25 protein-coding genes and 1 pseudogene are annotated in these 26,606 nt (G+C 61.4%); 9 read left to right on the top strand and 17 right to left on the bottom strand.

Annotated features, from left to right (window positions below):
- Positions 1–465, bottom strand: coding sequence for a cyanase (cynS, locus tag AC07XZ_RS19310; RefSeq protein WP_102687038.1), 465 nt, complete (start codon positions 463–465; stop codon positions 1–3).
- A 120-nt stretch (positions 466–585) separates the two neighbouring features.
- Between cynS and cynR the strand changes: the two genes are divergently transcribed.
- Complete coding sequence (gene cynR / locus AC07XZ_RS19305; RefSeq protein ID WP_102687039.1) at positions 586–1,464, top strand: transcriptional regulator CynR; 879 nt, start codon at positions 586–588, stop codon at positions 1,462–1,464.
- Positions 1,465–1,536: 72 nt separating this feature from the next.
- Here the strand turns inward: cynR and AC07XZ_RS19300 are convergent, their stop codons facing one another.
- Complete coding sequence (locus AC07XZ_RS19300) at positions 1,537–1,866, bottom strand: hypothetical protein (protein ID WP_011334739.1); 330 nt, start codon at positions 1,864–1,866, stop codon at positions 1,537–1,539.
- 127 nt (positions 1,867–1,993) lie between these two features.
- Here AC07XZ_RS19300 and AC07XZ_RS19295 point away from each other — a divergent pair, with 127 nt between their 5' ends.
- A complete protein-coding gene (locus AC07XZ_RS19295) occupies positions 1,994–2,365 on the top strand; it encodes a hypothetical protein (RefSeq protein ID WP_052026217.1) in 372 nt (123 codons plus the stop codon).
- A 12-nt stretch (positions 2,366–2,377) separates the two neighbouring features.
- Here AC07XZ_RS19295 and AC07XZ_RS19290 read toward each other — a convergent pair whose 3' ends face one another.
- Positions 2,378–2,881, bottom strand: a complete 504-nt coding sequence (locus AC07XZ_RS19290) for a GNAT family N-acetyltransferase (protein ID WP_102687040.1) — start codon at positions 2,879–2,881, stop codon at positions 2,378–2,380.
- Positions 2,882–2,928: 47 nt separating this feature from the next.
- A complete protein-coding gene (locus AC07XZ_RS19285) occupies positions 2,929–4,872 on the bottom strand; it encodes a DNA topoisomerase III (RefSeq protein WP_102687041.1) in 1,944 nt (647 codons plus the stop codon).
- Positions 4,873–5,150: 278 nt separating this feature from the next.
- On the opposite strand from AC07XZ_RS19285, the gene AC07XZ_RS19280 reads away from it, so the two are divergent.
- Complete coding sequence (locus tag AC07XZ_RS19280) at positions 5,151–6,557, top strand: serralysin family metalloprotease (RefSeq protein WP_102687042.1); 1,407 nt, start codon at positions 5,151–5,153, stop codon at positions 6,555–6,557.
- A 94-nt stretch (positions 6,558–6,651) separates the two neighbouring features.
- Here AC07XZ_RS19280 and AC07XZ_RS19275 read toward each other — a convergent pair whose 3' ends face one another.
- Positions 6,652–7,866, bottom strand: coding sequence for an MFS transporter (locus tag AC07XZ_RS19275; RefSeq protein ID WP_102687043.1), 1,215 nt, complete (start codon positions 7,864–7,866; stop codon positions 6,652–6,654).
- A 171-nt stretch (positions 7,867–8,037) separates the two neighbouring features.
- Here AC07XZ_RS19275 and AC07XZ_RS19270 point away from each other — a divergent pair, with 171 nt between their 5' ends.
- On the top strand, positions 8,038–8,406 hold the full coding sequence (locus AC07XZ_RS19270; RefSeq protein WP_064379499.1) for a DUF427 domain-containing protein: 369 nt from the start codon (positions 8,038–8,040) through the stop codon (positions 8,404–8,406).
- A gap of 49 nt (positions 8,407–8,455) precedes the next feature.
- On the opposite strand, the gene AC07XZ_RS19265 is transcribed toward AC07XZ_RS19270, so the two are convergent.
- Both AC07XZ_RS19265 and AC07XZ_RS19260 read right to left on the bottom strand, forming a co-directional pair.
- Entirely contained in the window at positions 8,456–10,078 is a 1,623-nt protein-coding gene (locus tag AC07XZ_RS19265; protein ID WP_085746133.1) for an MFS transporter, read from the bottom strand.
- An 81-nt stretch (positions 10,079–10,159) separates the two neighbouring features.
- Complete coding sequence (locus tag AC07XZ_RS19260) at positions 10,160–11,809, bottom strand: GMC family oxidoreductase (protein ID WP_102687044.1); 1,650 nt, start codon at positions 11,807–11,809, stop codon at positions 10,160–10,162.
- Between the two features lie 133 nt (positions 11,810–11,942).
- Between AC07XZ_RS19260 and AC07XZ_RS19255 the strand changes: the two genes are divergently transcribed.
- Together AC07XZ_RS19255 and AC07XZ_RS19250 are read left to right on the top strand one after the other, a co-directional pair.
- A complete protein-coding gene (locus AC07XZ_RS19255) occupies positions 11,943–12,830 on the top strand; it encodes a LysR family transcriptional regulator (RefSeq protein WP_064379494.1) in 888 nt (295 codons plus the stop codon).
- 97 nt (positions 12,831–12,927) lie between these two features.
- Positions 12,928–14,190 carry an MFS transporter gene (locus tag AC07XZ_RS19250; protein ID WP_102687045.1) on the top strand — a complete coding sequence of 421 codons (1,263 nt, stop codon included), beginning with the start codon at positions 12,928–12,930 and terminating at the stop codon, positions 14,188–14,190.
- A gap of 22 nt (positions 14,191–14,212) precedes the next feature.
- Here AC07XZ_RS19250 and AC07XZ_RS19245 read toward each other — a convergent pair whose 3' ends face one another.
- The 7 genes from AC07XZ_RS19245 to AC07XZ_RS19215 are packed head-to-tail and all read right to left on the bottom strand — an operon-like array spanning position 14,213 to position 20,507.
- A complete protein-coding gene (locus AC07XZ_RS19245; RefSeq protein WP_102687046.1) occupies positions 14,213–15,580 on the bottom strand; it encodes an ATP-binding protein in 1,368 nt (455 codons plus the stop codon).
- Entirely contained in the window at positions 15,577–16,239 is a 663-nt protein-coding gene (locus AC07XZ_RS19240; RefSeq protein ID WP_102687047.1) for a response regulator, read from the bottom strand. The genes AC07XZ_RS19245 and AC07XZ_RS19240 overlap by 4 nt, the downstream gene beginning before the upstream one ends.
- 11 nt (positions 16,240–16,250) lie before the next feature.
- Positions 16,251–16,895 (bottom strand): tetratricopeptide repeat protein, encoded by a 645-nt coding sequence (locus AC07XZ_RS19235; RefSeq protein ID WP_102687048.1) that lies wholly within the window; start codon positions 16,893–16,895, stop codon positions 16,251–16,253.
- The gene (locus tag AC07XZ_RS19230) at positions 16,892–17,701 is read right to left on the bottom strand and encodes an SDR family oxidoreductase (RefSeq protein WP_085746139.1); all 810 of its coding nucleotides are present in this window, start codon (positions 17,699–17,701) and stop codon (positions 16,892–16,894) included. Before AC07XZ_RS19230 ends, AC07XZ_RS19235 begins: the two co-directional genes overlap by 4 nt.
- Positions 17,688–18,362 carry an iron-containing redox enzyme family protein gene (locus tag AC07XZ_RS19225; protein ID WP_039767068.1) on the bottom strand — a complete coding sequence of 225 codons (675 nt, stop codon included), beginning with the start codon at positions 18,360–18,362 and terminating at the stop codon, positions 17,688–17,690. The genes AC07XZ_RS19230 and AC07XZ_RS19225 overlap by 14 nt, the downstream gene beginning before the upstream one ends.
- Positions 18,359–19,840 (bottom strand): AMP-binding protein, encoded by a 1,482-nt coding sequence (locus AC07XZ_RS19220; RefSeq protein ID WP_102687049.1) that lies wholly within the window; start codon positions 19,838–19,840, stop codon positions 18,359–18,361. The genes AC07XZ_RS19225 and AC07XZ_RS19220 overlap by 4 nt, the downstream gene beginning before the upstream one ends.
- A complete protein-coding gene (locus tag AC07XZ_RS19215) occupies positions 19,830–20,507 on the bottom strand; it encodes a thermostable hemolysin (RefSeq protein WP_102687050.1) in 678 nt (225 codons plus the stop codon). The genes AC07XZ_RS19220 and AC07XZ_RS19215 overlap by 11 nt, the downstream gene beginning before the upstream one ends.
- Positions 20,508–20,712: 205 nt before the next feature.
- Between AC07XZ_RS19215 and AC07XZ_RS19210 the strand changes: the two genes are divergently transcribed.
- Positions 20,713–21,264: a cytochrome b gene (locus AC07XZ_RS19210; RefSeq protein WP_102687051.1), complete on the top strand. Its 552-nt coding sequence runs from the start codon at positions 20,713–20,715 to the stop codon at positions 21,262–21,264.
- Between the two features lie 13 nt (positions 21,265–21,277).
- Here the strand turns inward: AC07XZ_RS19210 and AC07XZ_RS19205 are convergent, their stop codons facing one another.
- Positions 21,278–22,204: a universal stress protein gene (locus AC07XZ_RS19205; protein ID WP_102687052.1), complete on the bottom strand. Its 927-nt coding sequence runs from the start codon at positions 22,202–22,204 to the stop codon at positions 21,278–21,280.
- Positions 22,205–22,423: 219 nt separating this feature from the next.
- Between AC07XZ_RS19205 and AC07XZ_RS19200 the strand changes: the two genes are divergently transcribed.
- Positions 22,424–23,497, top strand: coding sequence for an NAD(P)-dependent alcohol dehydrogenase (locus tag AC07XZ_RS19200; RefSeq protein ID WP_102687053.1), 1,074 nt, complete (start codon positions 22,424–22,426; stop codon positions 23,495–23,497).
- Positions 23,498–23,515: 18 nt separating this feature from the next.
- Here AC07XZ_RS19200 and AC07XZ_RS19195 read toward each other — a convergent pair.
- Both AC07XZ_RS19195 and fnr read right to left on the bottom strand, forming a co-directional pair.
- Positions 23,516–24,498, bottom strand: a pseudogene (locus AC07XZ_RS19195) (zinc-dependent alcohol dehydrogenase family protein).
- Positions 24,499–24,520: 22 nt separating this feature from the next.
- Entirely contained in the window at positions 24,521–25,264 is a 744-nt protein-coding gene (fnr, locus tag AC07XZ_RS19190) for a fumarate/nitrate reduction transcriptional regulator Fnr (protein ID WP_102687054.1), read from the bottom strand.
- A 346-nt stretch (positions 25,265–25,610) separates the two neighbouring features.
- Here fnr and AC07XZ_RS19185 point away from each other — a divergent pair, with 346 nt between their 5' ends.
- Positions 25,611–26,531 carry a universal stress protein gene (locus tag AC07XZ_RS19185; RefSeq protein ID WP_102687055.1) on the top strand — a complete coding sequence of 307 codons (921 nt, stop codon included), beginning with the start codon at positions 25,611–25,613 and terminating at the stop codon, positions 26,529–26,531.
- Positions 26,532–26,606 lie beyond the last annotated feature (75 nt).

The following is a 26,606-nucleotide window of genomic DNA, read 5'->3' as shown; positions in this document are numbered from 1 at the left end:
TCAGAACGGACGCAGCGGGAGGAACTTGCCGTCGAGGGTGACCACGGCGCGGGAACCGCCTTCAGGGTCTTCGACTTTCTTGATGTCGAGCTTGAAGTTGATCGCGCTGATGATGCCGTCGCCGAACTGCTCGTGAACCAGCGCCTTCAGGGTGGTGCCGTAGATCTGGATCATCTCGTGGAAGCGGTAGATGGTCGGGTCGGTCGGCACACCGTCGAGGCTGCCGCGCAGCGGGATGATTTGCAGGGCGGCGACGTCTTCGGCGCTCAGCTCAAGCTTGTCGCCGACCACTTCGGCAGCGGCTTTGGGCAGTGGATGCTGGCCGAGGAGGGCGGCGGTCACGTAGGCCAGGCTCAGGCCGGTGCCGTCGGCCAGGTCCTGCCACGACAGGTTTTTCTCAGCCTTGGCATCCAGGGCGCGGGTGGTCAGGGCGATGCGGCTGTCGTTGTAGGCTTGGGATTGCATGGTGCTTCTCCTTTCGGGGTTGGCTTGCTGTGTGGGATTCATCTTCTGCCGATTGATCCATAGCGTCCAAGACCGATATACAATGCAAGGCATAAGCACTGCCTATAGATGGAGCGTCCCATGCTGCTGCGACATTTGCGATACCTGCTGGCCGTGGCCGATCACGGCGGCTTCACCCGGGCGGCCGAGGCGCTGCACGTGTCGCAGCCGACCCTGTCGCAACAGATCCGCCAACTGGAAGAAAGCCTCGGTGTGGATCTGTTTGATCGCACCTCGCGCTCGGTGAAACCGACTGATGCCGGGCAGGCCTATATCGAATGCGCGCGACGGGTGCTGGTGGAGCTGGAGGCGGGCAAGCGCGCGTTGCATGACGTGAAGGATCTGACCCGAGGCTCGCTGCGCCTGGCCATGACGCCGACATTCATGGCGTATCTGGTCGGGCCGTTGGTGCGCGACTACGTGGCGCGGTATCCGGGGATTCACCTGGAGATTTTCGAGCTGTCGATGGACGACATCGAGGCCGGGCTGGCGGATGACTCGCTGGATATTGCGATTGCCTTTACCCCGGTGCGCAATCCAGACATTGAATGCATTCCGGCGTTTGTCGAGACGTTGGGGGTGATGGTCGGGCGTGAGCATCCGCTGTACGACAGCTCATCGGTGCTGACCCCGGATGACATTGCGCAGCTGGATTTCGCGTTGCTGGCGCCGGATTTCATCACGCGGCTATCGATTGACGAGTATTTCCGTCAGCACGGCATCACACCCAAGGTGCAGATCGAGGTGAACTCGGTGAGTACGTTGCTGGAAGTGATCCGGCATGCGCCGATTGCGACCATGTTGCCGGAGGCGATTGCGACCGAGGACCGGGCGTTGCGCCGGTTGCGTGTCGAAAGCGAGGCGCCGCAGCGGGGAGCGGCGTTATTGCGGCGCCAGAACATCTATCACAGTGCGGCGGCGGAGGCGTTCATGAAGCTGGTGCTGGAAACTCGTTCATGAGCTTTTTTGCGAGCAATAAAAAGGGCCTGCTTCGCTTTCGAAGCAGGCCCTTTTGTTTATTGAAGTTTTAACTTAGCAGAACCGATCAATCACCCGAACTTCGTTGTTGTTCTGCATCGAGTCCCACGCCTGTTTCAGCGTTTGCAGAACATTACCGATGAAGTCCTTGTCGGCCGCGGCTTTCTTGCCGACATAGCCGTGGCCGCGGCGGTACATCTTCAGGCGGGCCAGCAGGTTCTGGTTGTTCCGGTCGAACTCTTCTTCACCAGCATGGGGCGACAGGCAGTCGATATGGACCTGACCCGACTTGCTGATCCACAGAATATGGCTGTCGTGGCTGTCTTTTTGCGCAGCGAACATACGAGCCAGTTCTTCGATAGTAGGTTGATTGTTCAGATTCATGATATTGCCCCTTGACCAGTCTGGTGATCTTTCAAAGTTGATTCGCTAATACAGGTAGCCCATCGGTTAGTTGATCCCTGGCACCGAAACCAGGACGTCAGCGGTCGCCCGTGTGAAGTACGGGGTCATGCGTCTGTTGCATGTAGTCGTGTTGAATAACTGCTACGCAATAGCGTCACAACGAGGAGAAGCAGCGAAAACCGGGAGGCTCCTTGACGACGTTTTCAGGGTCGACCACAAGCGTCTTGAGAATTTTCGCCAGCGCTTCTCGTCCTTGTACTGGACGTTCAGGCCAGGTCAGCTTCTTCAATCTGCCTTGTGGGCAGCGTGTATCCGGAAAAAACAGCTCGGCGGTCAGACGAGCTTGCTCAAGCGTGTTGCCAGTGCTCCCGATCGGGGAGACGTCTGCATCATGCAAAAGCAAAACGATGCCGTCAACGGTTTTGTAGTGATTATTTTTGGTCACTACATATTGTCGGACAAAGTCATTCTGGAATGAAAAAAGCGGCGGTCAGGCAGCGGGAGAGAGGCTGCGCAGGCAGTACAACGTGCAGGGATAGCCGTCCACGGTTTTGGTCTGGCGGGTAAAGTCGCCGCCGCTCAGCTCGGGGATGAGCCGGGCCCAGAACCGCTGTGCAGGCAGGTTGGCGTCGACATGGAAAATCTGCCATCGACCGGGCAGGTGGCTCAAGAGGGCAGAGGCGACAAACTGCGCGACGCCTTGGCCACGCCAGCGTCGGCTGACGAAGAAGTATCCGATGTTGTAGTCGGCGCCTTCGATGAGGAGGTGGTCATCCACGGTCACGAATCCCGCCAGTTCGCCGTCGACGTGGATCAGGAATGGCCGCGTCGCTGGCTGTCGCCAGTAATCGTCTTTCAACTGGATCGGGAAGTAACCATGTCCGCCCAGCTTCAGCGGCAGCCACTCGCTGAAGTCATAGGTGTAGAACTGCATCAGGTTTTCGAGGGTGTCCCGTTCGTCGCGCCGGGCGACGCGCAGTTCGATGACAGACATGCGGCTGCCTCCTGACCATCACTGCAGAAACAGTAGCGTGCAGCGGGCTATTTGGCTGCCGGTTTTGCCGCACGCTTGCTGGTTCCGGTGGTTTTGCGCCGGGTGGTCTTGCGTTTGTTCTTCCATGGCGCAGCGGCCTTACCGGCAGGCGGCGGGCCGCTGATGGTCAGGCTCAGTCCGGCGCAGCGGGTCACTTGTTTGCTCATCCACGCGGCCTGCTTGGTGACGAACTCTTCCAGACTCATTTCGCCGCTCTGCACCATGTCCAGCGCCTGCTCCCAGATCGCCGTGGTGCCGGGGTCGGCAATCGCGCGCGGCACGGCGTCGATCAGGCTGAAGGCGGCGGGGGTGGCGGACAGCGCCTTGCCGTTCTTCACCAGATAACCACGATCCAGCAACCCTTGAATGATCGAGGCGCGGGTGGCTTCGGTGCCGATGCCGGTGGTGTCCTTGAGTTTCTGCTTGAGCAGCGGATCTTCCACCAGTTTGGCGACGTTCTTCATCGCCTTGATCAGGTCGCCTTCGGTGTAGGGCTTGGGTGGCTGCGTCCACAGGTCCTTGAGCTTCACGTCCGCCACGGCGCATTCGGCACCTTGGGTCAGCGTCGGTAGCGTTTGCGGCGCGGGGGCTTCTCGGCCCTTGGCCGGGGCCAGTGCTTCGGGCAACGCGCGTTTCCAGCCCGGCTCGATGATCTGCTTGCCAACCGCGCGCAAGGCTTCCCCGGCGCAATCGAAATCGGCCTGGGTGCGGTCGTATTCGTGATTGGGCAGGAACTGCGCCAGATACCGTGCGCGAATCAGCGTGTAGACCGCGCGGTGCTTGCCGGTCAGGCGCTCCATGTTTTTCGCAGCAGCGGTCGGGATGATGCCGTGGTGGGCGCTGACCTTGGCGTCGTTCCAGGCGCGAGAGCGGCGCTGTGGCTCCAGATGCTCACGCAGCGCTTCGAGGCTAGGGTCGGCCTGACGCAACGCCGCGAGAATCCCCGGCGCCTCGCTGTGCTGGCTCAGGGGCAGGTAGCCGCAATCGCTGCGCGGGTAGGTGATGACTTTGTAGGTTTCGTAAAGCGCCTGGGCGATGTCGAGGGTTTCCTGGGCACCGAGGCCGAGCTTCTTCGAGCAGACTTCCTGCAAGGTGCCCAGATCGAAGGGCAGGGGGGCCACTTCGCGCATGCGCTCGGTGCGCAGCTTGATCACCCGGGCGCTGGCAGCGCTGCTTATTGCGGCGGCCGCTTGCTGGGCGAGGGCCTGATTGAGGCAGCGGTCCTGATCGTCACAGGCATCGTTCGGCGCACGCCATTGCGCCGTGAACGGCATGCCGTTGTGCAGCAGTTGCACATCGATGGCCCAGTACGCCACCGGCACGAAATCGGCGATGCTGCGGTCGCGATCCACCACCAGTCGCAAGGTCGGCGTCTGCACCCGGCCCACCGGCAACACGCCTTGATAGCCCGATTGCCGGCCGAGCAGGGTGAACAGGCGACTCATGTTCATCCCGATCAGCCAGTCCGCCCGCGAGCGCCCCAATGCCGAGTGGTAAAGGCTGAAGGTTTCGGCGCCCGGCTTGAGCGCCGCCAACGCCTTGCGAATCGACGCTTCGTCCAGCGCCGACAGCCACAAGCGGCGGATCGGACCGCGATAGCGGCAATGCTCGACCAGCTCACGGGCGATCATCTCGCCCTCACGATCAGCGTCGGTGGCGATGATCAGTTCGCTGGCCTCGCCGAGCAGGCGCTTGACCGCCTTGTACTGGCTGGCGGTACGCGGTTTGACGGTCATTTTCCATTTGTCCGGGATGATCGGCAGGTCGGCCAGCACCCAGCGCTTGTATCTGGCGTCATAGGCGTCCGGCGGGGCGGTTTCCAGCAAGTGGCCGATGCACCAGGTCACCGTGACATCCGTTCCCAGCCAGCAGCCGTCGCCCCGACGCTTGGCGCCGAGCACGGCCGCAATATCCTTGGCCTGGGAGGGTTTTTCACAGAGGTACAGCCGCATAACCACCGTCGTCGATCATTGCCCGAAGAGGCGCACAGGATGGCCTGAGTCGGGCGTTCGGGCAACTTTTATCTGTATGGATATACAGATAAAAGGATTGCCGGTCATGACAGCGTGCGTCGGGGCAATCCGGGACGCTATCGAGAAATTGATTAGCGCCTCCGTTGGCGGCTGTGGCAGGTTCAATCTGCCTAACGGGGCGAGTGACAGGACGATCTCGCCAGAAGATCGCCGCTTTTCTGTCTGACACTGACTCTTCAGAAACAAGGACGTACACCATGTCTCAACCTTCCTCCCAGGCCAGCAGCGCCTTCACCGCCGTCGACACCTTCAGCCACCTGTACGATCGCGGCACCGGGACCGTCAACGGCAAGCCGTCGTTCACCGCCGACCAGGCCGCCGACGAAATCCTGCGCAAGGGCATGTCGTGGCAGGACAAGAATGCCGACGGCAAGATTGATCTGACCTACACCTTCCTGACCGACAAACCGTCGAACTACAACCCGAAACTCGGCAACTTCAGCGAGTTCAGCGCCCAGCAGAAGGCCCAGGCCGTGCTGGCGATGCAATCGTGGTCGGACGTGGCCATCGTGACCTTCACCGAGGGCAAGGGTGGCGACGGCCACATGACCTTCGGCAACTACGACGTCAGCACCGGCGGCGCGGCGTTCGCCTACCTGCCGCAGGGCAGCAGCTACGACGGTCAATCGTGGTACCTGATCAACGATCAGTACCAGGTCAACAAGACTCCGGGCACCAACAACTACGGGCGCCAGACCCTGACCCACGAAATCGGCCACACCCTGGGCCTGTCGCACCCGGGCGCCTACAACGCCGGCAACGGCAACCCGACCTACGGTGACGCCAAATACGCTGAAGACACCCGTGGCTACAGCCTGATGAGCTACTGGAGCGAGGCCAACACCGACCAGAACTTCAGCAAGGACGGCAGCGGCGCCTACGCCTCGGCACCGTTGATGGATGACATCGTCGCAGTACAGAAACTCTACGGCGCCAACTTCGAAACCCGTGCCGACAACACCGTGTACGGCTTCAACTCCAACGCCGATCGCGACTTCTACAGCGCCACGTCGAACACCTCGAAAGTAGTGTTCTCGGTGTGGGACGGCGGCGGCAACGACACCCTGGATTTCTCCGGCTTCAGCCAGAACCAGAAGATCAACCTCAACGAAGGTTCGTTCTCCGACGTCGGCGGTCTGGTGGGCAACGTGTCCATCGCCCACGGCGTGACCGTGGAAAACGCCATTGGCGGTTCGGGCAATGACCTGCTGATCGGCAACGCGGCGGCCAACGACCTGATCGGCGGTGCCGGCAACGACATCATTTACGGCGGTGGCGGCGGTGATTCGCTGTGGGGTGGTGAAGGCGCAGACACCTTCGTGTTCGGCGCGGCCAGCGACTCGACCATGACTGCGCCGGACTGGATCATGGATTTCACCAGCGGCCTGGACAAGATCGACCTGTCGGGCATCGCCGGGTTCGCCACCGGCGCAGCCACGCTGAACTTCGTCAGCGGCTTCACCGGGCACGCGGGCGATGCGATCCTTACGTACTTCGAACAGACCAACCAGACCAGCCTGATGATTGACCTTACAGGCCAGGGTTCGGTGGACTTCGCCGTGGGTGTGGTGGGGCAGGCCGTGGCGACCGATATCGTCGCCTGATCTGAAAACGGAAAATCTGAAACGAAAAAACCGCAGTCCTTCGCAGGCTGCGGTTTTTTTGTTCTTGGACATCGCTCTACGACAGTGAAATCCGTTACTGCTCGGTCTCGAGGATCGACGTGGCGTGGGTATTACGTACTCTGGCAAACCACCAGAGAGCCGCCACGCCCAGCAGCGTCGCCAGCACGGCCAGAATCAGAATCACACGTTGCGTCCCCAATGGCGCGGCGAGCAGTGCGACCAGCAGACCGGCCAGCGGTTGCGACAAGTTGTTGAGCAGGGTGATCACGCCCACGGTCTTGCCGAAGTCCTGCCGGGGAATGACTCGCTGGCGAATGCTGCGCATGTAAACGTTGAACATCTTGTCGAAACCGACGATCAGCAGGAAACCCAGCACATAACCCGCCAGGTTCGGGCTCAGGGCGCTGATGAATGCGCCGGCGGCGAGCATCGAACAGGCAACGCCACCCAGTACGCGCAACGGCAATACCACCCGGGCGAGGAAAAACAGAATCACGATGGTGGTCACCGCGCCAGCCGCTTGCAGCACGGCGTAGTCGTCCTTGCCGGCGCTGTATTGACCGAGCACCATGGCCGCCGAGGTGGTCAGGGTGACCCCGACAATCAGGTTGACCCCCACAGCCAGTGTGATGATCTTTTTCAGCTCCGCCTGTTCGCGGATATGCCTGAAAGCGATGCGCAGAGGCTGCAGCCAGATGTCCTGATGCTGCTCGAACACCTCCAGAGTGATACGGCTGAAACGTTGCCACACCAGCATGCTGAGGTCGGCCAGCAGGAACAGTCCGGCCACCCACAGCACCACCCAGTGCCAAGCCGAAAACTCCAGCAGCAATGCCGCCACCAAGGGTCCCAGAACCAGTCCGGTCTGGTCGGCTATCTGCGAGTAGGAAAGGGTTTTGGTGTAGCTGTAGTGCTGGAAAATATGCGGCATCAGCACTTCGCGGGCCATGATGCCCTGAGTAGTCAGCACGCCGCACAGCGCTGACAGCACCACCAGCCATGCGATACCGCCGAAGACGGCATAAAGCCCTACTGCCAGCACGCAGAGCAGCGCCCGGTAGACCTGACTGATGTGCAGGATTCTGATGGGCGAGAACTTGTCGCACAGGGCCCCGCACAACGGAAACGCGAGAAAACGCGGCAGCGACTCGACGAAGAATGCAAGCCCCGCCCAGGACGCGCTGTTGGTGGTCTGGAATACCACCAACGGCACGATGAACAACAGGATCTGGTCCGCCAGCCGCGACAGGAACAGCGAGATGAAAAAAGCCAGGTAATCCTTGCGCATGATGACTCCTGTCGGTGGGCGTTTTGGGCGTGATATGAAACCAGAATCCGCCGCCTCCGCAAGCGGCGGTCATATCTGATCGGAGAAAAACCGTTCGGCTGCGAACCCGACGAGATTCCCCCGCATGGGTTATACCTGAACCGGTGCCTTCGCCGCAGTCAGGAGAAACCGATGAAAACTTCCGGTCCCAGTCCCGTTATCACCATCGCCGAGCAGCCAGGCTGCCTCCTTGTGAAATTCCACGGCATACAGGTAGCTGCGTCTGCCCGAGCGCTGGTGCTGCTCGAAGCCAATTACCCGCCGGTCTACTACATCCCGCGCGAAGACATCGACGAGAAGTACTTCGCCCGCACCGATCACACCACTTACTGCCCGTACAAGGGCGATGCCAACTATTTCAGTCTGCAAGTGCCGGGGCATGAAGGGGCGAATGCGGTGTGGACGTACGAAAATCCGAAGATTTCGGTGAGCCAGATCAAGGACTATGTGGCGTTTTATCCCGATCAGGTGAAGTTTGAGTTGCTGGAAGCGGAGGTCTGAGATTTCGCAGCGTGGCGAGGGCATTGCGCCCCCGCCACACGTCTATCAATCAGTTCTTGTCCAGATCGATATTCTTCGTCTCACGCAGACAGATCATCCCCACCACCAGGCTCACCCCGGTAATCAGCACCGGGTACCACAGCCCGTAGAAGATATCCCCGGTGTACACCACCAGCGCAAACGACACGGTCGGCAGGAAACCGCCGAACCAGCCGTTACCGATGTGGTACGGCAGGGACATCGAGGTGTAGCGGATGCGGGTCGGGAACAGTTCGACCATCAGCGCCGCGAGCGGGCCGTAGCACATGGCCGAGATGATGATCAGGCCGACGATCAGGGCCACGATCATCGGTTTGTTGATCTGCTGCATGTCAGCCTGTTGCGGATAACCGGCGAGGGTGATGGCGCCGCGTAAGGCTGCTTCGTCGAAGCCGTCGAGTTTCACATCTCCGACGCTCACTTGCACCGTGCTGCCCGCTGGGGCGGCGACGCTGGAGTAGGGCAGGCCTTGCTTGACCAGGAAGGTCTTGACCTTGTCGCACGGGCTGTCGAATTTGGCCTTGCCCACCGGATCGAACTGGAAGGTGCAGGTCGCCGGGTCAGCCACCACGGTGATCGGTGCCTGACGGCTGGCGTGGTCGATGGCCGGGTTGGCGTAGTGGGCCAGGGATTTGAAGATCGGGAAGTACAGCGCGGTGGCCAGCAGCAGGCCGAGCATCAGCACCGGTTTGCGCCCTACCTTGTCCGATAGCCAGCCGAAAATGATGAAGAACGGCGCGCCGATCACCACGCTGATGATCAACAGACTGTTGGCCACCGCCGGGTCCATTTTCAGGAACTGGGTGAGGAAGAACAGCACGTAGAACTGCGCCGCATAAAAGGTCACCGCCTGGCCGGCGTTGATGCTGAACAGTGCGATCAGCACGACCTTGAGGTTTTCCCATTTACCAAAGGATTCGCGGATCGGCGCCTTGCTGGCCTTGCCTTCCTCTTTCATTTTCAGATAGGCCGGCGACTCGTGCAGGCTCAGGCGAATCCAGGTGGAAATGCCCAGCAGCACGATCGACAGCAGGAACGGAATGCGCCAGCCCCAGACTTCGAACTGATCGCCGGTGAAGTAGCGGCAACCGAGCACCACCAGCAGCGACAGCAGCAGACCGAGGGTGGCAGTGGATTGAATCCAGCTTGTGTGGAAACCGCGTTTGCCGATCGGCGCGTGCTCCGCCACGTAAGTTGCGGCGCCGCCATATTCGCCGCCAAGGGCCAGGCCCTGCAGCATGCGCAACACAACAAGAATGATCGGCGCGGCGATGCCGATGCTGGCGTAGGTCGGCAGCAGGCCCACCGCGAAGGTCGCTACGCCCATCAGGATGATGGTCGCGAGGAAGGTGTATTTGCGCCCGATCATGTCCCCCAACCGACCGAACACCAGCGCCCCGAACGGCCGCACGATGAAGCCTGCGGCAAACGCCATCAGCGCGAAGATGAACGCCGTGGTGTCGTTGACCCCAGCGAAGAACTGCTTGCTGATGACCGCCGCCAGGGCGCCGTAGAGAAAAAAGTCATACCACTCGAACACCGTCCCCAGGGACGAGGCGAATATGACCTTTCGGGTATCGGGGCTGGCGTCCGTGCTGCGCACGGCGTCCAGCGGTTGAGCGTGTTCTGACATATCGGTATCCCTCACAGTGATTGTTTTTGTTGTTTCCACTGTCGGCGCCGACCTTGTGGGCGTGCGCCGCTGTTCCTTTGGTCAAGAGAGTGCGGTCAGTGCTTTTTCTTCGGCGGGAAAACTCCGGGCGGTTGGGTTGAGAATCAGCTGTGCCGCTTTTTCAGCAATCATCAGCGTAGGCGAACAGGTGTTGCCCGAGGTAATGCGCGGCATGATCGACGCATCGGCAATCCGCAGACCGGGCACGCCGTGCACGCGCAACTGCGCATCGACCACCGCGTCCGCGTCGTTGCCCATGCGACAGGTGCCGACCGGGTGGAAAATCGTCGTGCCGATCTTCGCCGCCGCTTCGTGCAGTTGTTCTTCGGTCTGCAGGCTGGCGCCGGGCAGGTATTCCACCGGATTGAAGGCTTGCAGGGCCGGGGCGCTGACGATGCGCCGGGTCAGGCGAATCGCGTCGGCGGCCACGCGCAGGTCTTCGGGATGGCTGAGGTAATTGGGTTGAATCAGCGGGGCTTCTTGCGGATCGGCGGAACGGATCTCTATTCGGCCCCGGCTCTGCGGCCGCAAATCACACACCGACGCGGTGAACGCAGGGAAGCTGTGCAGCGGTTCGCCAAAACGCTCCAGCGACAGCGGCTGCACGTGATATTCGAGGTTGGCCGAGGTCTGTTCCGGCCCGGATCGGGCAAACGCGCCCAGCTGACTCGGCGCCATCGACAAAGGCCCGCTGCGGTCATACAGATAGCGCAGGCCCATGCCCATCTTGCCCCACACGCTGCCAGCGATCTGGTTGAGGGTGCGGGCGTTTTCCAGTTTGTAGATCAGCCGCAGTTGCAGGTGATCCTGCAGATTGCCGCCGACGCCCGGCAGCTCATGCACCACGCCGATCCCGAGCTTTTCGAGCAGCGGACGCGGGCCGATTCCGGAGCGTTGCAGAATGCTCGGCGAGCCCACGGAGCCGGCGCACAACACGATCTCCTTGCGCGCCTTGAAACTCTTTTGTTGACCTTGCCAACGGGCGCTGACTTTCGAGGCGCGGCCGTCTTCAAACAGAACGCGATCCACTTCGACTTCGGTCAATACCGTGAGATTGGCCCGATCGCGAATCGGCTTCAGAAACGCCTTCGCCGCATTCCAGCGCACCCCGGCCTTCTGATTGACCTGAAAGTAGCCGCAACCCTCGTTGTCGCCCTGGTTGAAGTCATCGATGCTGGCGATGCCGCTCTGTTCCGCAGCGCTGCGGAACGCATCGAGAATCTGCCACGACAGGCGCTGGCGTTCGACCCTCCATTCACCCTTGTCGCCATGGAATTCCGCTGCGCCAGCAAAGTGGTTTTCGCTCTGTTTGAACAGCGGCAGCACATCGTTCCAGGCCCAGCCCGGATTGCCCTCGGCGGCCCAGCCGTCATAGTCGTTGGCCTGGCCACGCATGTAGATCATGCCGTTGATTGACGAACAGCCGCCCAGCACCTTGCCGCGCGGATAACTCAGCGCGCGGCCGTTGAGGCCCGGTTGTTCTTCGGTCTTGAAGCACCAGTCGGTGCGCGGGTTGCCGATGCAGAACAGGTAACCCACGGGGATGTGAATCCACGGGTAGTTGTCGCGCCCGCCGGCTTCCAGCAGCAGCACGCGCTGCTGCGGATCCGCCGACAGCCGATTGGCCAGCAAACACCCAGCCGGTCCGGCGCCGACCACGATGTAATCGAATTCATCGAGGGAAGTCTGCATTCCCTGACCTCGCTTATTGTTTTTGTTATCGGTCATCCTAGTTGTTAGCTTTCGTCAAAAGAATGTTAGTTTTTGCGCAGCCGCTGTGCGTTTTCAAACAGCGCTCCCTGACGATAGCCGACAAGGACAAGCCATGTTCGACTGGAACGACCTGCGGTTCTTTCTCGAGTTGCAGCGCAGCGGCCGCTTGCTCACTGCCGCCCGCCGCCTGAACACCACCCACGCCACCGTGGCCCGGCATATCGAGGCCATCGAAAAAAGCCTCGGCACCGCGCTCTTCGTCCAGCACGCCCAAGGCTACGAAATGACCCCGGCGGGGGAGGCGCTGCTCAAACACGCCGAAGCGATGGAAAACGTCGCGCTGCTCGCCCAGGAAGAAATCACCCAGTCCACCGCACCGCTGGGCAAGATTCGCGTCGGCGTCACGGAAGGGCTGGGCATCATGTTTTTGGCCAGCCGCATGATCGGGTTGTTCGAACGCTATCCGGGGCTGGAAGTGGAACTGGTGGCGGTGCCGCGTTTCGTCAGCATCCTCAACCGCGAGGCGGAAATCAGCATTCACCTGGAACGGCCGGCAGCTGACATGCTGGTCACCCGCAAACTCACCGATTACCGGCTCGCGCTCTATGCCAGCCGCGCCTATCTCGACAATGCGCCGCCGCTGCGCAGCCGCGAAGATCTCGGACGACACGCGTGGATCGGCTACGTCGATGATCTGCTGTTCAGTCAGGAACTGATGTTTCTCAACAGCTTCTGTCGCAACCCGCGTGTTGTGTTTCACAGCACCAGCGTGATCGCGCAGCAGCAGGCGGCGCGCTCAGGTCTCGGCATTGCAGTTCTTCCTTGTTACATGGCCGCGTCGGACCCGGATCTGGTGCCGCTGTTGCCCGATGAGAGCATCGAGCGCAGCTACTGGATCAGTACGCGGCGCGAGTTGCACAAGTCGGTGCGGTTGCGGGTGGTCTGGGATTACGTGGTGGGGTTGTGCGAAGGCGAGCGCGAGTTGTTGATGGGCCAGTAAAGAAGCTGTTTCATGCAACTAAAACGCTTGGCAAAAGGTCATTCGATTTGCGGAGGTTGAGTCATCTCGCAGAACCTCGACAACGAAGACGTTACCCGTGGCCACTCACCTCGATCGCCGCAATAACCTGTCCCTCGACAGCCTGAATTTCTTCCTCGCCGATGTGCGTGACGGGCTCGGTCCTTATCTGGCGATTTACCTGCTGGCGGTTCACCACTGGGAGCCGGCGAGCATTGGTCTGGTGATGACGATTGCCGGGATCGCCGCGCTCATCACGCAGACCCCGGCAGGCGCACTGGTCGACAGCACTCGCTTCAAACGGTCGCTGATTGCGATTGCCGCGCTGGTGGTCACCGCAAGCTGTCTACTGCTGCCGTTTGTGGCGTCGTTCAGCCTGGTGGCGGTGACGCAAGCCATCAGTGCCGTCGCCGCTTCGATCTTCGCGCCAGCCATTTGCGCGATCACCCTTGGCATTACCGGGCCTCGTGCCTTCACGCGAAGAACCGGGCGCAACGAAACTTTCAATCACGCCGGCAACGCCTGCGCCGCGTTGTTGGCCGGTTTGTCCGCGTACCTGTTCGGCCCGGTCGCGGTGTTTTATTTGATGGCGGTCATGGCGCTGGCCAGTGTGATTGCCGTTTCCTTTGTGTCGGCAGACGCGATTGACCACGATCTCGCCCGAGGCCTGAATCCCAGCGAAACGGGGCAGGGCAAGCAGCCTTCGGGGCTTTCCGTGTTGCTCACCAACCGACCGTTGCTGATGTTTGCGATTTGCTGCGCGCTGTTTCATCTGGCGAACGCGGCGATGTTGCCGCTGGTGAGTCAGAAACTGGCGCAGGCCAATCTGCAGATGGCCACGCCGCTCACGTCTGCCTGCATCGTCGCGGCGCAACTGGTGATGGTGCCGGTCGCGCTGCTGGTGGGAGCGAAAGCGGATCTGTGGGGACGCAAGCCATTGCTGCTGGCGGGGTTTCTGATTTTGCCGTTGCGTGGCGTGTTGTATGTGCTGTCGAACGATCCGTGGTGGCTGGTTTCGGTGCAGTTGCTCGATGGCATCGGCGCGGGGATTTTCGGCGCGCTGTTTCCGGTGGTGGTGAAAGATCTGACGCTGGGCACCGGGCATTTCAATGTCAGCCTTGGGGCGATTTCGACGGTGTTCGGTTTGGGTGCGGCGTTGAGCAATAGCCTGGCGGGGATTGTGGTTCAGGAGGCGGGATACAGCGCTGCGTTCCTCACCTTGGCGGGGGTGGCGATGGCGGCGCTGGTGCTGCTTTGGGTGGCGGTGCCGGAGACGGTGTCGCGCCCCGATGCCGACTCAATCACCCTGCAAGGCAGGGCGCCGCCGATGGTTGCGCCTTGACTCAAACGGTCTCAAGACCTGTTCAACCGGCGGGAATCGACAGCGTCGCCCGCAGGCCTCCCTCGACCCGGTTTTCCAGTGTGATCCGCCCACCCAGACGCGTTGCGATGGTATTGACGATGGTCAGCCCCAGGCCCGCGCCCTCGGGATTGCCCCGGCTGTAGAACCGTTCGAACAGTCGTGCCCGGTCCGCTTCATCGATACCCGGCCCCTGATCTTCAACGCTCAAATGGTAAAACCCGTCGGCCCGGGTCAATTGCACGCTGATCACGCCTTGCTCCGGGGAGAAGTTGGCGGCGTTGGTGATGAGGTTGTTCAGGGCAATGTCGATGGTGGCAGCATCGGCGAACGCTGGAAAAGGTTGTTCGCTGACGTCGAAGGCCAGTTCCAGATGCTTGCTCAGCAACCATGGCGTGAGCTGCACCAGACTGTTGCGCACGGTGTCGCCAAGGTCGATGCGTTGGTTGGCAGGCGCACTGGCCTTGGGTTCGAGGCGGGCCATGGTCAGCAACTGATTGACCAGTCGGCTGGTTCGATCCACGCCGGCAATCAGAAACTCGAGTGACTCGCGACGTTCCTGCTCGGTGCCGGATTCCAGCAGGTTTTGCGCGTGTACCCGCAGAACCGCCAGCGGCGTGCGCATTTCGTGGGCGGCGTCGGCGATGAACCGGCGTTCCCGACCGAGCACTTCCTGGATCTGCGCAAGCATGCGGTTGAGCGCGGCCTGCATCGGTTCCAGTTCGCTGGGAAGCGGCGTCAGTTGCAGCGGTTCTAGGGAGCCGCTGTGCCTGGCGCGTAGCGTCGCCGCCATATTGGCCAGGGGCTTGAGCCCCCAGCCGATGGCCAGCCAGATCATCGCCGCAAGAATCAGGCTGCCGATCACGTTCGGCCACAGGGTATGGCGGACGATCCGGTCAACCAGATCCGCTCGCACGTCACCGCGTTCACCCACCCAGATGCGCAAACCGTTCTGTCGGTCTTCCAGGACAAACGCCCGCCAGTGGCGCTTGTTCAAATCCACCACATCACTGAAGCCTGGCTGGATCGGCGGCGTGCTGAAGGAGGGCGCGCTGGCGGTATGCACCAGGACCTCGCCCTTGGCATTCCAGACCTGAAAGGCGAGCTTTCTCTCGTAGGGATGGCCGTCACCCTTGGGCACGGCTTCAGCCAGGGCCGAGTTGAACGCCCGATAAAGATCCGCGTGCTCCTGCCCCGGCAACGGCATGCGCATCACGCCTTGCAGCAACCGTGCGTTCTGCGCCAGTTGCGCGTCGTAGACTTCGGCGATTTCGTGGTTGCTGTCGTGCAGATTGAACAGGCTGAGCACGGTCAGACCGGCGAGCATCAGGCCGATGATCAGGGTCAGGGTGCGGCGCCGGATCGAGGTCATCGGCGCTCCTCCACCAGATAACCCACGCCACGGATGGTGCGGATCAGGTCGGTGGAGAATTTCTTGCGCAGGTGATGAATATGCACTTCGAGAGTGTTGCTTTCGGCTTCTTCGTTCCAGCCGTAAAGCAGTTGTGTGAGGTGGTCGCGGGTCATGACCCGACCCGGCGGCGAGAGCAGTTCGTGCAACAACTGATATTCCTTGGGCGTGAGCACCACCGGCTGCCCCAGGTAGCTGACTTGCTGGGTGCCGGGGTTGAGGCTGATGCCGGCATGTTCGATCAGCATCTGCGCGCGTCCGGCACTGCGTCGCAGCAGGGCGCGCAGGCGGGCCTTGAGCTCGGCCAGGTCGAAGGGTTTGATCAGATAGTCGTCGGCGCCGGCATCCAGCCCCGCGATGCGGTCTTCGGTGGCATCGCGGGCGGTGAGGATCAGCACCGGCAGGTTCGAACCGCTGCCACGCAGACGACGTAATACTTCAAGTCCGTCCATGCGTGGCAGGCCGAGATCAAGCACCGCCAGATCAAAGGTTTCGCAGAGCAGGGCGTGCAGGGCGCTGCTGCCGTCCTTGAGCCAGTCGACGGTGTAACCCTCGCGCCCCAGCGCCTGATGAATGCCCTCGCCGAGGGCCACGTCATCCTCGATCAGTAATAAACGCACACGGACTCCTGTCAGTCGAGTTTCTTGTTCACGTCCACCAGCAACGCGGCGATTTCTTTGCGGCGCCCGGCGTCGGCACTTTCCCGGCCTGGGCGTGGAGCGGCTTGCAGGGCCTTGAGCAGCGCTGCTTTGGCTTCAGCATAGCGTTTTTGACGGTAAAGGTGATCGCCCCAGAAGTACAGACTGTCGATTCCCTCGGGGTTGAGTTGCAGGGCTTGTTTGAGCAGTTGTTCAGCCTTGTCGCTGTCGCCGAACCCGATCGGCCAGCCCGGTACCCGGTCGTACAGCGCGGCAAGGCTGGTGTAGGCCGAACCTTGCAATGCCTTGGGGTCGAGGGTCAGGGATTTTTCCAGATCGGCCTTGGCGTCCTTGGCTTTGCCCAGGGCCCCGAGCCCGCCCTCGGCACCGGCCCAACTGCTGGTGACGATGCCTTTCCAGATCCAGGCCTCGGCGACGGCCGGACGTTCGGTGGCGAAGTGCGTTGCCTGGACGGCCAACTGTTCAAATGCAGCGGCGCGCTGTTTTTCCGGTGTTTCGTACTGGATGTGCGCCCAGCTCTGCTGGATGCTGTTGAGGCGTTGTTGATCGGCAGCGTCCAGCGCCCAGACACTTTGACTGAGGGCGCCCAGCAGCACACAGGCGAGAATTTTTTTCATGGTTTCGGCGTCTCGTTTTCAGGTTTTTCACTCAGGCGACGGATCAATGGCAATTGCTTGCGCAGACCGCGATCCACCAGATTGGGCAGCAGGCTGTTGAGGCGTACGAAGAAGCGCTCCGGCCAGCCCAGATAGAGGTCGCGGCGATCACCGGCAATCGCATGGATCACGGCGGCAGCGACGGCTTGCGGATCGTCGACGCTGGATTTGAGTGCGTCGTTCAATGCCTGGGCGGCGGGGCTGTTCATGGCGGTGCGTGTGGCGCGGGGCGCCACGTACAACACACCGACCCGGGTATCCGCCAACTCTCGGCGCAAGGCCTCGGAAAATCCGCGCAAGGCAAACTTGGTGGCGCAATAACTGGCATAACCGGGATAGCCGATCGACCCGTAGGTCGAGCCAACGTTGACCACCATGGCACTGTCGGCCTGCTTGAGCAGCGGCAGCAACAGTTTGGTCAGGCAGATCGGCGCACTGATGTTCACCGCCAGCATGGCGTTGATGTCGCTGTCGTCGAGCTGTTCCAGCATTGCGAAATGATTGACCCCGGCGGCGTTGATCAGCAGGTTGATGCCGCCGATGGCCTCGGCGGCGGCCAGCACCTTGCGGCGGTCGCTGAGGAATGTCAGGTCGGCAGCGACCCAGCACAGGTTCTGTGGGTAAAGGTCAAGCAACGGGCGCAGCGATTCCTGATGCCGCGCGACCGCCAGGACCTGCGCACCGGCAGCGCACAAGGCACGCGTGATCGCCATTCCGATGCCGCCGCTGGCACCGGTCAACACCACACGGGCTTCATGCAGCTGCATGTTGAGCCTCCGCGTCACGGGGCAGGCCGCGGAACATGTCGGTGTAGAGCCGATAGACGACTTTCGAGGCATGGATCACCGCCGCCTGGTCGGCCGGATCTTCCAGCTGATTCATCAGCCGGCGATAGGTTTGCATGTGCTCGATGTCCAGCGAGCCGTGGGAACTGAGGTAGCTGAACGCCGTTTCCGGCAGGGCCAGACGCTCGCGGATACTGCCCGCGGCGTGGGTGGCCAGGGCGATGCTGGTGCCCTCGAGCACGTTGACCATGCCAAACAGACCCACCGGATTGCCTCGGGCGATCAGGTCGTAGAGAAAGCTGACCATCAGCTCGATCGGCAGCGACGGCTGGCCATCACGCACCGCGTTACGGTCACCGCCACAGGCCTCGATGTCGTTGAGCACCCATTGCTCGTGGCCGTATTCGTCCTCGATGTATTCGCACACGGCTTTGCGCAGCCATTCCAGGTGCGTCGGCAGGCGTGCACCACAGGCCATCATCAGAGGTACGGTGTGACGCACGTGGTAGTAGGCCTGGGCGAGAAACGCGCGATAACTTTCAAGGCTGACCTTGCCTTGCAGCGCATCGAGAATGATCGGCAGATTGAACAGCTCGTGGCGTTCCTGGTGCGTGGCTTCTTGCAGGGTGTCGAAAAAACTCATGGTGCGGATTCCTCGGAAAGGGCGGATTCGATAAGCACGGCGCGGTACTGCGCGACGATTGCCTCGCGGCGCGGGCGACCGTTGGCGGTGAGCAGGCCGTTGGCGGCCGTGAAAGGTTGTTTGAGACGTGTCCAGTGATGCACCTGGGCGTAATCGGGCAAGGCCTCGTTGGCAGCGTCGACGGCGGCCGTCAACTGAGCATCGGTGCAGTCCGGACGGTGCGGCCAGAGCAGGGCGTGGTTGTGCGGCAAGGCTTCGCCATACACAAAGGCCTGGGCGATGTGATGGCGCTGGGTCAGTTCGGACTCGACCCATTCCGGGTTGACGTTGCGGCCGAAACTGGTGACGAACTGATGCTTCTTGCGGCCCTTGAGGTAGAGAAAACCTTCCGGGTCGAACTCCCCCAGATCGCCGCTGGGCCACCACTCATCGCTGTACGCTGGTTCGCCAAGGTAGCCGAGCAGGGTCGAGCCTTTGATCAACACCTCACCGTCTTCGGCCAAGCGCACTTCGACGTGAGGCAGGGGGCGACCAACACTACCCGGACGCCGAGCCCCGGGCCGGTTGAGACAAACCACCGAGGCGCACTCGGACAGGCCGTAGCCTTCGTAGACCGGCAGGCCGACCCGTTGCGCGCGGTGCAGCAGATCCTCGGAAACCCGTGCGCCACCGACGGCGGCAAAACGCAGCGATTGCGGATCGAAGGCTTTCTGTTCGGCAGCGCTGACCAGTAATAACAGCAATTGCGGCACCAGAATCAGGCTCTCGGGTGCCCGGCTGGCCAGACAGCCCAGCAAGCGCGGCAGGTCGACGCCGCTGGCGCCCTGGATGCCCAGGGTTTTCTGGCTCGGCACGCTCAGCGTCGCACCGGCGTACAGTGCGGCGTAACAGCCGAGGTTCTCCAGCAGGATCGCCAGTGGCAGCAACGCCACGTGATGTTGAGGGGCTGTGGGTTTGCTGGCCTCTTCCAGCTCCCGAGCGACCCGCAGCAGACTGTCGGCGCTCAGGCACACGCCCTTCGGTGTACCGGTGGTGCCGGAGGTAAACGTCAATTTGGCGGTACCGGCGGGCAGGCGGTTCGGGCCTTCAAAGGCGCGGCACCAGAATTCACCGCGTCGTTCATAACCGGCGGCCAGCAATTCTGGCACCAACTCCGGTTCGGCGATCACTCGCTCGGCCTGGCTTTGCTCTAGGCAATGGGCACGCTGCGCGGGGCTGAAAAAGGGCGGCAGCGTCACGCAGGCCAGACCTTCAAACAACGCCGCCAGATCCCAGAGTATGGCTTCGACGCCGTTGTCCAGCGCCAGGGCGATAACCTTCACCTTTTCATCGCGCAAGCGCTGCTGGCGGTACATCACCTCGGCGTACAGCGTCGTGTAGCTGATTTTCAGCGTGTCGCCCCACAACGCCAGGGCGTTGTCATTGCGCCCTGCATGGCTGCGCAGGGTTTCCTGGAATCGTTGACGTTCAAGCGACATGGCAGGCTCCTTCGACAGAAGTCGGCAATCCCAGCCGACTGAACAGACCGATGTTGCGCAGATGGATGAAACCGGAGCGGATATTGCCCACGTGCACCCAGGGTTTGCTTTCGTAGTAACTGCCCCAGTGGTGACGGTCATCGCCCAGACGCTCCGGGTCAGCGGCGCACAGCGTCACCGGCTTCAGACCCAGGCGATGGAAGCTGTTGACCAGCCCGATATTGCCGGTGAAGGTCACCCATTCCAGACCGCCCATGGCCAACAGATAAGTGATCGCAATGATGCTCAGGCGCGCGCTGCCGGTGTCGTTGGCGGCAAGGTTGCCGACTTCGACAATCGCGCTGCGCTCCACCGGATGGTCTGCCGCCGCGCTGATCAACGGCTCGATCGGTTCATCCAGGTAACGTTCAAGAAAAAGTGGTTCAAGGTGCGCACGACGTACTCCAGCGACCGCGCACAAGTCCCCGGAGTCGTTGTGCACACCAAACAGTTCAGGCATGAAATGGCGGATATCGGCGCCGTGGGCCTTGCGAAAACGTTGTTGAATAAACGCTTCGAACGCCGCCCGTTGAGCGTCGCCGGGTTGGGCGCTCGACAGCTGCATCTGCGGTGTTTCGCCTTGGCCAAAACGCAGGGGCAGGTGGATGTTCCAGTCAGAATCGGGCATGGGCTGAACGCCTCCCTCAATAGGTTTGAGTGGAGTATCCGGACCATTTCTTAACGAAGTCTGAAGGTGAAAAAAGGTTAACGAACGACGGATCTTCAGATTGTCTTAAGACTGTCACGGCAGTGTGACGCCGTCGGTTCGCCCGGCAACCGGATCGAGACAGCCGAACGAGTCGGCCGTCGCTTAAAATAATCACGAGGCAACTATGACCCGCGACATGGCCGCACCCCGTTATGGAAAACTTTCGATCATCTTGCACTGGCTGATGCTGGCGCTTTTCGTGGGCGTGTATGCCTGCGTTGAAATCAAAGGCTTCATGCCCCGAGGCAGCGAAGCGCGAGGCCTGTTAATGGGCCTGCACGGGATGTTCGGCGCGAGCATTTTCGTCCTGGTGTGGGTGCGCCTGTTTGGCCGCCTGACGCCGCGTCCGCCGATCACCCCCAAACCGCCTGCCTGGCAGACGGGCATATCGCACCTGATGCACCTGGCATTGTACGTGCTGATGATCGCCACTCCGGTACTGGCCTGGCTGATGCTCGCGGCCGGCGACAAACCTTTTCCGTATTTCGGCTTTCATGTGCCGGCGCCGGTGGCGGTCGATCCGGACCTGGCCAAGCAGATCAAGTACTGGCACGAGCTGATCGGCAATGCCGGTTACTGGCTGATCGGCCTGCATGCCGCTGCCGGACTGTTCCATCATTACTGGGTCGGCGACGACACCCTGGACCGGATGCTGGGCGGGCGCAATCGCTCCTGAGGACCAAGCCCGCTCAGTCAGCCAGGTGTTCCGGCGACACCACCCATACGCTGCACGGAATCTTGTACAGCAGGTGTTCTACCGTGCTGCCGACCAGCCGGCCTGCGCCGCGATGGCCGACGCGGCCCATGACGATCATGTCGATGTCATACCCGCTCGCGTAGCTGCACAGCACCTTGGCCGGGTTGCCCATGACCATGTGCTGACGCTCGTCCGGAATGCCGTTGCGTTCGGCCAGTTCGCGGAACGCCTCGGCCTGGGCATCGAACAGGGACTTGGCGGAGCTGGAGGAGAAGAACGCCGAGGCATTGTTGAAGCCGAATTCATTGGCGCTGATTGATGACAGATCATGGGCATACAGCACGTCGAGTTCGGCATTGCACAGGCTGGCCAGTTTGGCGGCCTCGCGCAGGATCCGGTCGTTGAAGCCGGCGTACTGCCCGTCACGGTGGAACGGGTCCACGGCGGCCAGGATCTTGCGGGGCAGGGCATGCCCGACATGGCTGACGAAATGCAGCGGCACCGGGCATTCGCGCAGCAGGTGAATATCCAGCGGGGTGAACATCAACCGTGACAGGAGCGATTCCGGCTCCAGCGCCTTGATCAACGCCGCCATGGGCTGTTCTCTGAGGTGAATGAGGATTTCCTGTAAGGGCCGTTCCACCCACACCACTTCCGTGGTGACGGTGACCCCGAGCTTGCGCATCGAATGCGCCCGTTCTTCGAGCCACTGACGATGACGCTCGATATAGCCGATTCGCATCTGTTCCAGTGCTTGCTCGTTGACCATGCTGGCGGTCGCCAGACCTTCCAGATAATCGAAAGCCACGATGTGCAGGGCCGCGCCCGCCGCCTTGGCCAGTGCCGCTGCACGGTCGAAGGCAGGGTTGTTTTCCATCAGGGGTGAGGCGACCAGCATGTAACGCGATTGCTCTGACATGACGACTCTCCTTTGGCAGGACACTTGAACCGATGGTTACAGGCTGCGCCAGGCGCGGGGTGGCCGTTTGATCTTTGTCAAACAACCGATGGTCGGCAGAACGCCGTCAGACGGGTGGTCAATCGAGGTGGATGTCGTCGATTGTTGATCATTATCAAACGCTGGCCAGACCGTGCGGCGCAGGCTGGGTTACGAGTCGAATCCCTCAGGAGAATGCTCATGGCCACCATGAAAGCCGCGATTTTCGTCGAGAACAATCGCATCGTGCTCGACGACAAGCCGATCCCCGAAGTTGGCCCGCAGGACGCTTTGATTCGAATAACCACCACGACTATATGCGGTACGGATGTGCATATCCTGCGCGGCGAATACCCGGTGGCGCAGGGTTTGACGGTCGGTCACGAGCCGGTGGGCTTCATCGAGCGTCTGGGATCACAGGTGCGCGGGTTTGTAGAGGGGCAACGCGTGATTGCCGGCGCCATCACTCCCAGTGGGCAAAGTTATGCTTGCCTGTGTGGCTGTGGTTCTCAGGACGGGCCGGACACTCGTCATGGTTTCCGGGCCATCGGCGGGTGGAAGTTCGGCAACACCATCGATGGCTGCCAGGCCGAATACGTCTTGGTGCCCGATGCCATGGCCAATCTGTGTCCAATACCGGACGGCCTCAGTGATGAACAAGTGCTGATGTGTCCTGACATCATGTCCACCGGTTTTTCCGGTGCCGAACGGGGCGAGGTGAGCATCGGCGACAGCGTCGCCGTATTCGCCCTCGGCCCCATTGGTCTGTGTGCAGTCGCCGGTGCCCGGCTCAAAGGCGCCAGCACGATCATCGGTGTCGATGCGGTGGCCGAACGCATGACGGTAGCGCGTCGATTGGGGACCACGCATGTCGTCAATTTTCGCGAGGGCGATGTGGTCGAGCAGATCATTGCCCTCACCGATGGGCGCGGTGTCGATGTCGCGATCGAGGCACTGGGCACACAAGGTACCTTTGAATCGGCGTTGCGCGTGCTGCGTCCGGGCGGCCGCTTGTCGAGCCTGGGTGTTTACTCGAGCAACCTGCACATACCCCTCGACGCCTTTGCGGCCGGGTTGGGCGATTACAGCATCGTCACCACCCTGTGCCCCGGCGGGAAAGAGCGTATGCGGCGTTTGATGGCGGTCGTGCAGAGCGGCATGGTTGACCTGTCACCGCTGGTGACTCACCGATTCAAACTGGATGACATCGAAGCAGCCTATGACTTGTTTGCGCACCAGCGTGACGGGGTGATGAAAGTGGCGATTACACCGTGAAGGTGCAGGTCCTGCCGCTCACGGGACGAGCACGATCGCGCCGTTGAATTGCCCGGCGCGCAATCGCTCCAGTGCATGATTGGCTTCTTCGAGCGCAAACAGGGTGGTGTCGCAGTGCACCGGGGCGTGCTGCAGCTCCGCGAAAAAAGCCGTGCCATCTTCGCGGGTCAGGTTGGCCACCGAGCGGACGCTGCGCTCGCCCCACAGCAGCCGGTAGGGGAAGGCCGGAATGTCACTCATGTGAATTCCGGCGCAGACCACGCCCCCCCTTTGGCCGTGACAGCCAGCGCCAACGGCACCAGGGCCCCGACCGGGGCGAAGATCAGACTGGCATCGAGCAGGTGTGGCGGTGGCTGATCCGAAGGCCCGGCCCATTCGGCGCCCAGCGATCGGGCGTAGCGCTGGCCTTCGCTGTCATCCGGTCGTGTAAAGGCATACACCTTCTGTTTGCGTGCGCGTGCGACCTGAATCGCCAGATGCGCCGCAGCCCCGAAACCGTAAAGCCCCAAATGGCGCGCCTCCCTGGCCATTTGCAATGCGCGAAAACCGATCAGCCCTGCGCACAGCAGCGGCGCAGCCTGGGTATCGGAAAGGGTTTCAGGAATGACCAGGCAGAAACGGGCGTCGGCCACGAGGTACTCGGCATAACCACCGTCGAGATGGCAACCGGTGAACTGGGCCTTGTCGCAAAGGTTTTCCCGGCCCGTGCGGCAAAACGAACACTGACCGCAGGTTCGGCCCAGCCAGGGAACGCCGACCCTTCGGCCGACCCATTCGGGCCCGACATCGCTACCGACGGCCGAGACGGCGCCGACCACCTCATGCCCCGGCACCCGTGGCAACCGTGCCTGAGGCAACTCACCGTCGACCAGATGCAGATCGGTACGGCACACCCCGCAGGCCAAAACCTTGATCAACAACTGGTGTGAGCCGGGCGTGGGAATGGGCCGCTCTTCAAGTATCAAAGGCTGGCCGGGGCGGTGCAGAACCATGGCGCGCATGACGTCACTCCCGTCGGCAGGGTCACCGCAGGTGACGATGGCAGCCGACGATCAACTGCTTGAGCCCATCCATGTTCTGAATGGTGACGTCGCGGCCGGTGATTTCCACCAGCCCCATGTCGCGCAGGTGGGCGATGCCGCGACAGATGGTTTCGAGGCGCAGGCCCAGGTAAGAGCCGATCTCCTCCCGACGCATCTTCAACACAAAGCAGCGCGACGAATAACCACGAGAGTTCAAGCGTTGCGACATGTTCAACAGGAACGCTGCCAAGCGTTCATCCGAGCTCATGTTGCCCAGCATCATCAGCATGTCGTGATCGCGAACGATCTCCCGGCTGAGGACCTTGTTCAGGTTGTGCTGCAGTGATGGCAGCTCCCTGGCCAGTTTTTCCAGATGACCGAAATGGATGGGGCAGACTTCGCTGTCTTCCAGCGCGACTGCATCGCAGGTGTGCAGATCCGAACTGATGGCGTCCAGACCGAGCATTTCACCGGCAATCTGGAACCCGGTGACTTGCTCGCGACCGTCGATCGACAGCACGCTGGTCTTGAACGAGCCCAGCCGCACGGCATAAAGCGAGCGCAAGGGGTCGCCGGCACGGTAGAGCGCCACACCTTTTTTGACCTTCGATCTCTGCACGATCAGCGTGTCCAGACGCTCGATTTCCCCACCGGTCAAGCCGAGCGGCAGACAGAGCTCCAGCACGCTGCAACTGGAGCATGCGGTTTTGAGATGCTGGTCGTGGTACGCGCGAGTTTCTGCCACCAGGAAACCCTCCCCGTCACCTGTTGAGCATAGTTCTCAAGGCGCCTTGGACACGCAAAAAGTGTCGTGAGCCCAGCTGAAACGACGAACGGAGCCGTTGCTGTCGAATATCCAGGCGTATTGGAAATGAGTCATGCATCACTGCTGTGACGCAACGCCGACTCAATTGATAAAAATCAGTACTGCGCACGAACGCCGCCAGATACTTGAACGACAGCATTGCCTGTTGTGACCACGCTGGGGGACGTCATGCATCAAGCCTTTGTGCGTGCTTCGACGCCCGGGTTCCGGCACAGGAAATGAAGTTTGCAATCTTCCAGATACACGTTTCGGGGAGAGGCACGTGATGCTCAAACTCAAACGCATTCTATTGATAGCCCCGGGTGAAATGATCCTGACCCCGGCCTTTGAACGCGCCTATGCGCTGGGTGGTGCGAGCGGAGCGCTGTTGCACATCGTCGCGTTCGATTATATCCCGGTGCTGGCAGCGGCCGGGCTGTTTGCACCGGAAGCAATGGCCCAGGCGCGGGAAGGGTATCTGCAAGTGCATCGGCACTGGCTGGAGCAGCAGGCCCGCTTCAAACGATGCATTGGCTTGAACGTTACTACTGAAGTGGTCTGGGCCAGATCGAACCTGGCGCACGTGCTTGAGTACGTGAATGACTTTCATCCGGACCTGGTCATCAAGGATACCCATTACGTCCCGGCACTCGACCGCGCCTTTCATCGCCCGCTGGACTGGCACTTGCTGCGCGAATGTCCGGCACACCTGCACCTGGTGACCCACGCCGGGCATGCCAGGCCAATGAAAATTCTTGCGGCGGTCGATCTGTCGCATCTGGAAGAACTGACGCAAGGGTTGAACGACCGGATACTCGACCTCGCTTCCACACTGGCGGCCGGCTGCGACGCGACGCTGCACCTGCTCAATGTCGGTTGCTGGGCGGTTATGGGTGATGGGGCCGCAAGTGTGCCGACAGGCAGCCTGGACGGCAGTCTGAAAGAGGCAATCGAAGACGCCCAGCAAGAAGCTTTCGAAGCACTGGCTGAACGCTATGGCATCCAGAGTTCATGCAGACACTTGCTGACCGGCATCCCGCAAAGGGTCATCGGCCTGTTTGCCCGGCAGCACGCTTTTGACATGGTGGTGCTGGGGACGCTGTATCCCGACGGCAAACACCGGTTCATCGGCAGTACCGTCGAGAGCGTGTTGAACCAGGCTCCTTGCAGTCTGATGATCGTCAAACCGCCGCAACCCTCTGATTGAAAGTCAGCGCTGTCAGGCCTGCAGTTGATAAAAATCAACGGCTCCCGCGCCAAAGGAGCACTCAATAGTGCTCCT

This window comes from Pseudomonas sp. GW458-11-26-14-LB4 (assembly GCF_059423925.1).
This window is presented reverse-complemented; position numbering and strand designations above follow the sequence as displayed.